The sequence below is a fragment of the Mesorhizobium sp. M7A.F.Ca.US.005.03.2.1 genome (assembly GCF_003997795.1).
In the GTDB taxonomy this organism is placed as follows: domain Bacteria; phylum Pseudomonadota; class Alphaproteobacteria; order Rhizobiales; family Rhizobiaceae; genus Mesorhizobium; species Mesorhizobium ciceri.
Genome location: NZ_RZRP01000142.1, coordinates 1 through 9,964 on the forward strand (window position 1 = coordinate 1; position 9,964 = coordinate 9,964).

Below are 9,964 nucleotides of genomic sequence, written 5' to 3' on the forward strand. Positions count from 1 at the left end.
CACCTGTCCTGCGTAACAAGCAGGGGGTTGCGATCCGCTACCGGAAATGCCGCGCAATTTAACGACCTGGAGATTCTCCGAAAAAAGGCCGGCAAGGGAATGAACCCCTCGCCGGCATGCCTCACCCGCCCGCGGTCGGTTTCCCCTGTCAGAACGATCCCATCTGAAAGAAACCGGCCGTCATCACCACTACCGATTACCGCCCAGCGCCGAGGCAAGGCGCACAAGCGAGAGGAACTCGGACCTGTACCCAAACGGGTCGGCTCCTCGAGCGGCAGTGGCGATCTCCATGATCTTGTCGTAACCGAACTTCGCGGTCGCATCCTCGTCGCGCAGCTTCTGGCCGAAGGCGGCGACCGCGACGGAGAAGCGCTGGTCGGTGCTGGCCTGGTCGAAAGACGAGATCTCGTTGGCCGAGGTCACCGGCGTGGTGATCAGCTTCGAGACGTCTTCATTCGGCAGCTTGTAGCGGATCTTGACGAAGGCATATTCGTCCGCATTGGCAACGCCGCCATTGTCCACCGACGCCTGGCCATAACGCAGCGCGTCGATCTGTTCGCCGCCGCTGCCCTTTGGCGTGATTTCATAGATCGCGGTGACGGAATGGCCCGAGCCGATATCGCCGGCATCGACGCGGTCATTGTTGAAATCCTCGCGGTTCAAGGCGCGGGTCTCGTAGCCGATCAGGCGATATTCCGAGACCTTGTTCGGATTGAACTCGACCTGGATCTTGACGTCCTTGGCGATGGTGAACAGCGTCGACGATGCATCTTCGACCAGCACCTTCTCGGCTTCGGCCAGCGTGTCGATATAGGCGGCGGCGCCGTTGCCGTTCTGGGCGATGGTCTGCATCATCTGGTCGTTCAGATTGCCGCGGCCGAAGCCGAACACCGACAGGAAGACACCGGTCTTGCGCTCTTTTTCGATCAGCCGCTTCAGATCGTCGTCGTCGCTCTGGCCGACATTGAAGTCGCCGTCGGTGGCGAGCATCACCCGGTTGACGCCGTCCTTGACGAAGGATTTCTGCGCCAGCCTGTAGGCTTCCTTGATGCCCGCCTCGCCGGCCGTGCTGCCGCCGGGCGTCAGATTGTCGATGGCACTGAGGATCTTGTCCTTTTGGGACGCCTTGGTCGGCTCCAGGACCGTGCCGGCGTCACCCGCATAGGTTACGATCGAGATCGTGTCGTCGGCCTTCAGCTTGCTGACCAGCAGCCGAAAAGCCGATTTGAGCAGCGGCAGCTTGTCCGGCTCGTCCATCGAGCCCGAGACATCGATCAGGAAGACCAGATTGGCCTTCGGCTGCTCGGTCGGCTTGACGTCAAAACCCTTGATGGCGACATGCATCAGCCTGGTATGCGTGTTCCACGGCGTCGGCATGACGCTGACGGTCGAGTTGAATGGTGTCGAGGCCGACTCCGGACCCTTCCAGTCATAGGGGAAGTAGTTGATCATCTCCTCGACGCGAACAGTATCGACCTGCGGCAGGGTGCCCTGCTTCAGCGAGCTGCGCACGAAGGAATAGGAGGCTGTGTCGACGTCGATCGAGAAGGTCGAGACCGGATCCTCGAGTGCCGCATGCACCGGATTGGTCTTGAAATCCTCGATGCGGTCGCGGTTTTCCGGTTGCGGCTGCATCTGGTCGGCCGGCAAGGTCGACGGCTGCTGCGGCGCCATCAGCTTGGACTCGGCCGGCATGCGGGCCCGCGACGTACTGGGCGCACTTACGGCGCCATCCAATGCGAATTCGCCTGTCGGTGCCGGTGGCGCAGGCTCGGCCAGCACACCGCGCTCCAGTGCATTCTGTTGTGCCGCGCCGGAAGCAACGGTCGATTCGGATTTCTGCGGCGAGGCCGGCGCCACAAGCGCATCGGTCGCGTCGCGGCTTTCCACATCGGCGTCGGCTTTCTTGTCCGTCTCCAGCCCGGTCGGAGCCGGCTTCGGCTCGGCGGTCGTCGGCTTGACGGTCGCCGGCTTGTCGGCCAGCGTCTCGGTGATTTTCTCGTCGCCGCCGAATTTCGGCGGCTGTTCCCTCAGCATATGGAAGGTGGCGTATCCGGCGATCGGCAGGGCGACGAGCCCGGCAAGAACCGGCGTGGCAATGAGTTTCTTTTGCATGATCTCGCTCCAGAGCTTTTGTGCTCGCTCTGTGAGACGAAGCCCGCCAACCGATCCTTGGGTAACGGCAGAAATATTTTCCTGATCGTATGCACGCAGGGCGGCTTCGAAAGCACGTGCCTTGGCATCCTTGGCGGGCGCCGGCGCCGCTATATCGCGCAGTCTGTTGAGTTCGTTGTCGTCAACCATGGTCACACTTCCCCGGCCGCGCGCATCAGCGTCTTCAGCCGTTTCTTCGCTTCATGGATGTGCCAGGAAACCGTCGTCTCCGAGATTGTCATCGCCTCGGCCGCGGCCGCATGGCTCAACCCTTCGCCATAGACCAGCAGCACCGCGTCGCGCTGCTTGTCCGGCAATCGCCGGACGGCCGCCCATAACGCTTCGGCAGGGTCTTCCGGTTCGACCGACGCCTCGCCCGAGATCAGTGCATGGACGCCATAGGCCTCAGTCTTCACGGTCTCGCGGGCGGACTTTCTCATCACGTCGCGCGCGGCGTTCATCGTCACGGAATAGAGCCATGTGGTGAAGGCGCCGCCGCCGCGATAGTCGCGGATCGCTTTGCCCAGCCTGACGCAGACTTCCTGGGCGATGTCTTCGGCATCGGCCTTCCTGCCGCACCAGCGATAGGCGGCGCGATAGACGAAGTCATAGTGCCTTTCCAGCAATGTGCTGAAGGCCCTCCTGTCTCCGCCCTTCGCCCGCCCGATCAGTTCGGCGTCGGAGGCTTCGCTCTCATCCAGCATCATCGCCATCATTTGCCTGTTGGACGAACGCTAATGGCTAATCCTTGGGGCAATGGAAAGATTTTTTTGGAAACCGCCGGATCGGGACCGCCAACACCCCCGCTTGACATATCCATATCTCGACAGTTATACGTAATCAATAGCCACAGGGTTATCGATCCCGGATGACGAACGCTCACGATGTCCTCTTCAGAACGCTCTCCGATCCGACGCGTCGCGCGATCTTCGAGCGCCTGTGCCGGCAAGGCGAGCAGACGGTCGGCGCCCTGACGGCTCAGTCGGGGGTCTCTCAACCTGCGGTGTCGAAGCATCTCGGCGTCCTCAAGCAGGCCGGGCTGGTGCGCGACCGCCATCAAGGACGGCAGACCCATTACAGCGCCCAACTGGCAGCACTTTCCCCACTGACCGACTGGACGAACCAGATGAACGCGTTCTGGCAGAGCCGGTTCGACGATCTCGAAAATTTGCTCAAAAGAATGGACCAATGACCAACATTGCGACCGAAACGCGCTCTGTCATCGTCGAACGTGAGATCCCCTATCCGCCGGAAAAAATCTGGCGCGCGCTGACCCAACCGCATCTGATCGAGGAATGGCTGATGAAGAACGACTTCAAGCCAGTCGTGGACCACCGTTTCAAGCTGCGGAAGGAACCGCAACCTGACGTGAGCATCGTTGTGGACTGTCAGGTAACAGCCGTCGAGTTGAACAAGACACTGTCCTACACGTGGCAGGCCTATGGCCTTGAGAGTGTCGTCACCTGGACCCTCGTGCCGACCAGCACAGGCACCCGGTTGCGTATGGAACAGTCCGGCTTCCGGCCGGATCAGGAGCAGGCGTATCGGGGCGCGACGAGCGGGTGGCGGCAGTACTTTGCAAATCTGAGTCAGGTCCTGGCGCGGATAGATTGAAACTCGCAGGTGCGGATCGGTGGTCCGCACCGGTTGTTTTGACAGGAGGAACTATTGGACTGGAACAAGTGGGTTCGGCAAATGCATCGCTGGCTGTCGATCATCTTTGCGCTGACCGTCATCGCCAACTTCGCCACCATGGCATTCAGGCAGCCTCCCGCCTGGGTGGTCTACTCGCCGCTCCTGCCGCTCCTCCTGCTGCTGCTCAGCGGCCTGTACATGTTCGTGCTGCCCTATGCCGCCAAGGGACGCGGCGTGCAGCGTGCCGGCGGATAGGGAGTGGGGCAGAGTGGCCAGGACGCAGGGACAATCGACCGAGGCCAAGGCTGCGCCAGTGCTGCTCTCCGGCGGCAACCCGCAAATCGCCAAGGGCGACGGCGACGCCCCGGTGCAGGCCTATATCGCTGCGATGCCGGACTGGAAGCGCGGCCTGGGCGAGCGCCTCGACGCGCTCATCGTGGGCAACGTGCCTGACGTCCGCAAGGCCGTGCGATGGAACTCACCCTTCTACGGCATCGAAGGCCAGGGCTGGTTCGCGAGTTTCCATGTCTTCACCCACTATGTGAAGATGACCTTTTTCAGTGGCATCTCATTGCAACCGATCCCACCAGGCGGCACGGCCAAGAGCAAGGATGTGCGCTGGATCGACATCCGCGAAGACCGGTTCGACGAGGCGCAAATGGCGGAATGGATCAAGCAGGCCGCCGCCCTGCCCGGCTGGACCCCGTAGCGGCCACAGACGCAAGAATACGACAGAGGAGAAAGAGCGATGAAGATCAAGCTGACCAGCGTGTATGTGGACAACCAGGAAAACGCATTGCGCTTCTACGCCGACGTGCTGGGCTTCACCAAGAAGGCCGATTTCAGCAACGGGCCCTATCGCTGGCTGACAGTGACCTCGGCTGAAGAGCCTGATGGAACCGAACTGCAGCTCGCGCTCAACGACAACCCGGCCGCCAAGGCCTATCAGGAAGCCATCTTCCAGCAGGGTCAGCCTGCGGTCATGTTCTTCACCGACGACGTCAGGGGCGACTACGAGCGCATCAAGGCGAAGGGTGGCGCGTTCACCATGCCGCCGACCGAGGTGACCGGTTCAACCATCGCCCAGCTGAACGACAGCTGCGGCAACCTCGTTCAGATTACCCAACTGGCGCGCTGGTGACAGGCAGCGGTTGAACGCGTCGACGCACAGGAGACACGCAAATGACCCCCTCGCAACAGATCGACCAGCTGATCGCCGGTCTCTCGGACTGGCGCGGCGAGACGCTCGCCGACATCCGCAAGACCATCCTTGCAGCCGACCCGGACATCATCGAGGAGTGGAAGTGGATGGGCAGCCCGGTATGGTGCCTCGACGGCAACATCGTGGTCGGCAACGCCCACAAGGACAAGGTGAAGCTGACCTTTTCCCATGGCGCCAGCCTGCCGGATCCCGACAGGCTGTTCAACAATGGTTTTGGCGGCAAGGTGTGGCGGGCTATCGATGTGTTCAAGGGCGACACGCTCAATGAGAGCGCTTTGAAAGAGCTCGTCCGGGCCGCCATCGATTACAACAAGGCCAAAAAGAAGAAAAAGGCGCCGGCAGCTACTGGGGCGAAGCCACGGAAGTAAGTCTATGCTGCCTGGCCTGCCACCCAGCCCGACGACCATGCCCACTGGAAATTATAACCGCCCAGCCAACCCGTGACATCGACGGCTTCGCCGATGAAAAACAGGCCCGGCACGGATTTCGCCTGCATCGTCTTCTGGTCCAGCCCGTTGGTGTCGACCCCGCCCAGTGTCACTTCAGCGGTGCGGTAGCCCTCAGAACCGGCAGGCTTGATGCGCCAGTCATTGACTGCGGCAGCTATGGTTTTGATCTGGGCGTCGGAAAGATCGGCGAGATTGCCATCGATCCCGGTGCGTTCGGCGATCGACTGCGCCAGCCGCTTCGGCAGGTGATTTGCCAGCACGGTCTGCACCGCCTGCCGCCCATTACCGCGCTTGGCACTACGAATGAGGTCCGCCACATCAACTCCCGGCAGCATGGCGATGCGGATTTCGTCGCCCTCGCGCCAATAGGACGAGATTTGCAGGATGGATGGTCCGCTAACGCCGCGATGCGTGAACAGCATCGCTTCGGAGAACTGCGTCTTGCCGCAGGCGACTTCCGCGTCGACGGCGTTGCCGGCCAGCGGCGCCAGCCGTTCGAGCGTGTTTGCGTCGAAGGTCAGCGGCACCAGCGCCGGCCGCGTTTCGACGATGGCAAGCCCAAACCGTTCGGCAAGCTCGTAGCCGAAACCGGTCGCCCCCATCTTGGGGATCGACTTGCCGCCGCAGGCCACGACCAGAGACTGGCACCTAATCGTGCCCGTGGAGAGAGTGAGCACAAACCCCTCCACGGTTTTGCGGAGATCCTCAACGCTGGTCGACAGCACCAGTTCGGCGCCCTTGTCCTGCATTTCCGAGACCAGCATGTCGGTGATCTGGCGTGCGGAGCCGTCGCAGAACAACTGCCCAAGCGTCTTTTCGTGATAGGCGATGCGGTGGCGTTCGACGAGGGCGATGAAATCGCGTTGCGTATAGCGGCTGAGCGCCGAAATGCAGAAATGCGGATTGCCCGACAGAAAATTCTTCGGGCTGGCATGGATGTTGGTGAAATTGCACCGGCCCCCGCCGGAGATGCGGATCTTCTCGCCAGGCGCCGCCGCATGATCGAGGATCAGCACAGAACGGCCGCGCTTGGCCGCCTCCACGGCGCACATCATTCCGGCGGCACCCGCGCCGATGATCACGACATCATAGGATTGCATCAGGCTGTTCGTTCCCGCTCGGCCCACTCATCCGGCGCAGCGCATTTGTGCTGCCTGATACCGCGAACGGGGCGGACAGCCAACAGGCAAGAACAGCCAGGCAAAGGCTCAGATCAGCGTCTCTGCGAACAACGTCGTCAAGCGCTTCCAGTGGCGTTCCGCGCCCGCGGCATTGAAAACGCTATGATCGGGCACGCACCAGCCATGCGCCATGCCGGCATAGTTCTCGATGACATGATCTACTTCCGCAACCCTGAGCGCCTCGACCAGCCGCGCCGACTGTTCCGGCGGGAAACTCCTGTCGACGCCGGATGTGCCGACATAGACGCGCGCCTTGATCGAGGCTGCCTTGCGATGCGGGCTGTCGGCGGCGTCGCCGGCCAGATTGCCGCCATGGAAGCTTGCGGCCGCTTTTATCCGTTTGGGATAGGTTGCAGCCGCATTCAATGATCGACCGCCGCCCATGCAATAGCCGATGGTGCCGATCGGCCCGGTAATACCCTCGGCAGCAAGCGCATCGAGGAACGCACCGCTGTCGCTGATGGTCATGTCCTGCGTCGTGCCGGTGACCAGCGCCATCAGCGGGATTTTGGTCTTTTCCTCGGCGAAGGCGGTCTTGGCGTCGAACGGCCCGTAGGGTGCATTGCGGTAGAACAGGTCGGGCACCAGCACCGCATAGCCTTCATTCGCCAGTCGCTCGGCCATACTGTCGAGCGCCGGCCGCGGACCAAAGGCGTCCTGATAGAGAATGACGCCGGCCTTGGCAGGAGATGCGTTTGCCGAGCGGAAAAGCCCGGCATTGGCAACACCATCCCTGGTCTTGATCTGAAGGTCGTGTTTCGTCATCGCTCGCTCCGTTCGACAGATGCGCGATACATATCCGCGCAAGCCTATACGGCAAGGCGCTCCCTGAGCATGGCAGTCAAAATTTCGTGCGGGATTGCGTGACGCTATTGCTAGCCTTCTCGCACCGTCCGCGCACCGACATGCAGCGCGCGGCCGGCACCGAGCCCCATAATGGCTACGCCAAGCCCGAGCGCGACGAACAGGAACGCCGTTCCCGAAAAACTGCCGGTCCAGTCGCGGATCAGGCCCACCAGCAGCGGGCCGAATGCCGCCAGCACATAGCCGACGCCTTGCGCCATACCTGAAAGATGCGCGGCGACATGCGAATCCGGCGAACGCAGCACGATCAGGCTCATGGCAGCCGCGATCAGGCCGCCCTGCCCGATGCCTTGCAGGATCGCCCAGAACAGCACGGTCGAGGTCGGTGCGAACAGAATGCCGAGCAGCGCGATCACCGCCGTGGCAACGAGCGCCACATTGATGCCGCGCTGGTCTTTCAGCCGCATCGCGAAGGACGGCACGGCGAGGCAGGTGATGACCTGCGCCATGACAGACACCGAAACCATGGCGCCGGCGGTGGCCGCATCGAAGCCACGCTCGCGCAGGATCGGCGCCAGCCAACCGAAGATGCAATAGGCAAGTGCCGACTGCAGGCCCATGAACAGCGTCACCTGCCAAGCCAGGCGATCGCGCCAGAGACCAACGACGCGAAAGCCCCGATGACTGACCTGCCGACGGCTGCCCAGCGCCTGCGGAATCCAGATCAAAAGCACGACCAGTGTAGGCACCGCCCAGGCAGCAAGTGCCCCGGACCACGAACCGGTGACAAAATGCTCGATCGGCAGTGTGAAGCCGGCGGCGGCCGCCGAGCCGGCACAGAGCGCCATGGTGTAGAGCCCGGTCATGACGGCGGCCTTGTCGGCGAAATCTCGCTTCACCAGGCCCGGCAGCAGCACATTGCCGATGGCAATGGCGCCGCCGGCAAGGAAGGTGGCGACAAACAGCAGGGGAACCGTACCGAACCAGCGCAGGCCGGTTCCCAGCACCAGCAAGATGAGCGCCCCGAGCAAAGTGCGCTCGGCTCCATAGCGCTGGGCAAATCTTGGCGCGAAGGGCGCGAACAGACCCAGACACAGAACGGGCAGCGTCGTCAGCAGGCTGGCGCCCGTCGTCGACAGTCCGGTTGCCTGCATCACCTCGGGCAGCAGTACCGACAGGCTGGAAAACAGCGGCCGCAGGCTGAAGGCGATCAGCACAAGGCTCGCGCCAAGCACGATGCGCGCCGCACGGCTGCGCAGTTCAGGCGGCTGCGGCACGGGCAGGCTGTCGGCCTCGGCATCGATGAGTTCCAGACCCTCGATGGCGGCGGATTGCGCCGTCGGGTCAGGCTGACGAAAACTCTGGTTCATTGCGAAAGCAGTCTTTCAAGTTGGGCAAGCACCGGCGCCATGAAGGCGCGAACGGCGGCAACGGCGCGCTCGGGATTGCTCGCGGCAATGGCGTCGACGATAGCCGCATGCGCCTGGTGGTCCGGTTCGGGCAGATCGCCGTCGATGGTGGCATGGATGGTCTCGGTGATGGCGGCGGTGAAGAAGTCGTAGAGCTCCATCATCGCTTTGTTGCCGGACGCCGCGACAACCGATTTGTGGAAAGCGAGATCGCGCCGGATGAAGGCATCGCTTCCGCCGCCCGCGACGGTGCCGCGTTCGGCAAGCAGTTGCCGCATCGTCTCAAGATCGGCTGGCGTGTGGCGCATGGCGGCGAGCCGTGCCGCCTCCAGGTCGAGCGCCGCCCGCGCCTCCCACTGATCGCGCAGGCCGGTGCGCTTGACCCGGTCGAGCGCGGCAGAGGCATCGACGGTAGAGCGCACATATGTGCCCGAGCCCTGGCGCGTATCCAGCAATCCTTGCGAGACCAGCACCCGCACCGCCTCGCGCACCGTGCCGCGGCTGACCGACAGAAGCTCGGTCAGGGCTGCCTCATTGGGAATGCGCTCGCCGACGCCCCAGCGGCCGCTGACGATCTCCGCACGCAGGCTGCTGGTGGCGCTGTCGGTGAGATTGGTTCTGGTGGCGGGTTGCATAGGCCTATTCATAAGTCATCAGATGACTTGATGAATAGGCCTGCTTCTAGCTGCCGTCAAGATGCTCATCGAAGCCAACGAGCACCACGCAATGGGAACGGATCAGCTGGTGGCTCGTGCGAAGCTCGCCATGTGAAACGCCTGGACCTCCGGCGGATAGCGGTATCCCGCGCCATAGGGGCACGCATTGCGATCAAGGCAACCGCCGCTGCGGCAGGGTTCGCCATGCGCTCCCCCCACATGCGCCAGGCAGGATTGATAAGCGAATCCTTGCGCGGAATAGGCGTCGACCGGGCAGGATTTCAGGCAGGGTTTCTCGACGCAGCTATCGCAAAGGTGGGGCGCTGCCTCGGCAACTTGAACTGGAATTTCGTCCTCGAACAGCAGCGCACCGCGGTAGGCATGCCATAGCCCGTAGCGCGGATGCATGAGGATGCCGAGCGGCGACAGTTTCAGCCCCTCCGCCCGCATTGCC

General features: G+C 62.7%; 13 protein-coding genes. 6 read left to right on the top strand and 7 right to left on the bottom strand.

What is annotated here, in order from left to right; genetic code table 11:
- Positions 1-189: 189 nt before the first annotated feature.
- Positions 190-2,304: a VWA domain-containing protein gene (locus EN991_RS10745; RefSeq protein ID WP_127368722.1), complete on the bottom strand. Its 2,115-nt coding sequence runs from the start codon at positions 2,302-2,304 to the stop codon at positions 190-192.
- Between the two features lie 2 nt (positions 2,305-2,306).
- Positions 2,307-2,867 (bottom strand): RNA polymerase sigma factor, encoded by a 561-nt coding sequence (locus EN991_RS10750; protein WP_013531188.1) that lies wholly within the window; start codon positions 2,865-2,867, stop codon positions 2,307-2,309.
- Between the two features lie 155 nt (positions 2,868-3,022).
- Between EN991_RS10750 and EN991_RS10755 the strand changes: the two genes are divergently transcribed.
- From EN991_RS10755 to EN991_RS10780, 6 genes are read left to right on the top strand one after another with little or no spacing between them, the layout of a single operon-like run.
- Positions 3,023-3,346 carry a metalloregulator ArsR/SmtB family transcription factor gene (locus EN991_RS10755; protein WP_013531187.1) on the top strand — a complete coding sequence of 108 codons (324 nt, stop codon included), beginning with the start codon at positions 3,023-3,025 and terminating at the stop codon, positions 3,344-3,346.
- Positions 3,343-3,768 (top strand): SRPBCC domain-containing protein, encoded by a 426-nt coding sequence (locus tag EN991_RS10760; RefSeq protein WP_013531186.1) that lies wholly within the window; start codon positions 3,343-3,345, stop codon positions 3,766-3,768. Before EN991_RS10755 ends, EN991_RS10760 begins: the two co-directional genes overlap by 4 nt.
- 54 nt (positions 3,769-3,822) lie before the next feature.
- Positions 3,823-4,044, top strand: coding sequence for a hypothetical protein (locus tag EN991_RS10765; protein ID WP_013531185.1), 222 nt, complete (start codon positions 3,823-3,825; stop codon positions 4,042-4,044).
- Between the two features lie 13 nt (positions 4,045-4,057).
- Positions 4,058-4,498 (top strand): DUF1801 domain-containing protein, encoded by a 441-nt coding sequence (locus EN991_RS10770; protein WP_064993719.1) that lies wholly within the window; start codon positions 4,058-4,060, stop codon positions 4,496-4,498.
- 39 nt (positions 4,499-4,537) lie between these two features.
- Entirely contained in the window at positions 4,538-4,930 is a 393-nt protein-coding gene (locus EN991_RS10775) for a VOC family protein (RefSeq protein WP_024501304.1), read from the top strand.
- A 41-nt stretch (positions 4,931-4,971) separates the two neighbouring features.
- Complete coding sequence (locus tag EN991_RS10780; RefSeq protein ID WP_024501305.1) at positions 4,972-5,379, top strand: DUF1801 domain-containing protein; 408 nt, start codon at positions 4,972-4,974, stop codon at positions 5,377-5,379.
- Between the two features lie 2 nt (positions 5,380-5,381).
- Here EN991_RS10780 and EN991_RS10785 read toward each other — a convergent pair whose 3' ends face one another.
- From EN991_RS10785 to EN991_RS10805, 5 genes are all read right to left on the bottom strand, one after another.
- Positions 5,382-6,560, bottom strand: coding sequence for an NAD(P)/FAD-dependent oxidoreductase (locus EN991_RS10785; protein WP_127368723.1), 1,179 nt, complete (start codon positions 6,558-6,560; stop codon positions 5,382-5,384).
- Between the two features lie 108 nt (positions 6,561-6,668).
- Positions 6,669-7,406: a dienelactone hydrolase family protein gene (locus EN991_RS10790; RefSeq protein WP_127368724.1), complete on the bottom strand. Its 738-nt coding sequence runs from the start codon at positions 7,404-7,406 to the stop codon at positions 6,669-6,671.
- A gap of 110 nt (positions 7,407-7,516) precedes the next feature.
- Positions 7,517-8,815 carry an MFS transporter gene (locus tag EN991_RS10795; RefSeq protein WP_127368725.1) on the bottom strand — a complete coding sequence of 433 codons (1,299 nt, stop codon included), beginning with the start codon at positions 8,813-8,815 and terminating at the stop codon, positions 7,517-7,519.
- Positions 8,812-9,489, bottom strand: coding sequence for a FadR/GntR family transcriptional regulator (locus EN991_RS10800; RefSeq protein ID WP_064993722.1), 678 nt, complete (start codon positions 9,487-9,489; stop codon positions 8,812-8,814). The genes EN991_RS10795 and EN991_RS10800 overlap by 4 nt, the downstream gene beginning before the upstream one ends.
- Before the next feature lie 102 nt (positions 9,490-9,591).
- The coding region (locus tag EN991_RS10805; RefSeq protein ID WP_164768965.1) for a 4Fe-4S dicluster domain-containing protein at positions 9,592-9,964 on the bottom strand (373 nt) is incomplete at its 5' end.

Coding starts and splice junctions, on each gene's coding strand:
- EN991_RS10780 (WP_024501305.1), top strand. CDS start 4,972: ATGACCCCCTCGCAACAGATCGACCAGCTGATCGCCGGTCTCTCGGAC.
- EN991_RS10785 (WP_127368723.1), bottom strand. CDS start 6,560: ATGCAATCCTATGATGTCGTGATCATCGGCGCGGGTGCCGCCGGAATG.
- EN991_RS10750 (WP_013531188.1), bottom strand. CDS start 2,867: ATGGCGATGATGCTGGATGAGAGCGAAGCCTCCGACGCCGAACTGATC.
- EN991_RS10795 (WP_127368725.1), bottom strand. CDS start 8,815: ATGAACCAGAGTTTTCGTCAGCCTGACCCGACGGCGCAATCCGCCGCC.
- EN991_RS10745 (WP_127368722.1), bottom strand. CDS start 2,304: ATGGTTGACGACAACGAACTCAACAGACTGCGCGATATAGCGGCGCCG.
- EN991_RS10790 (WP_127368724.1), bottom strand. CDS start 7,406: ATGACGAAACACGACCTTCAGATCAAGACCAGGGATGGTGTTGCCAAT.
- EN991_RS10800 (WP_064993722.1), bottom strand. CDS start 9,489: ATGCAACCCGCCACCAGAACCAATCTCACCGACAGCGCCACCAGCAGC.
- EN991_RS10775 (WP_024501304.1), top strand. CDS start 4,538: ATGAAGATCAAGCTGACCAGCGTGTATGTGGACAACCAGGAAAACGCA.
- EN991_RS10760 (WP_013531186.1), top strand. CDS start 3,343: ATGACCAACATTGCGACCGAAACGCGCTCTGTCATCGTCGAACGTGAG.
- EN991_RS10755 (WP_013531187.1), top strand. CDS start 3,023: ATGACGAACGCTCACGATGTCCTCTTCAGAACGCTCTCCGATCCGACG.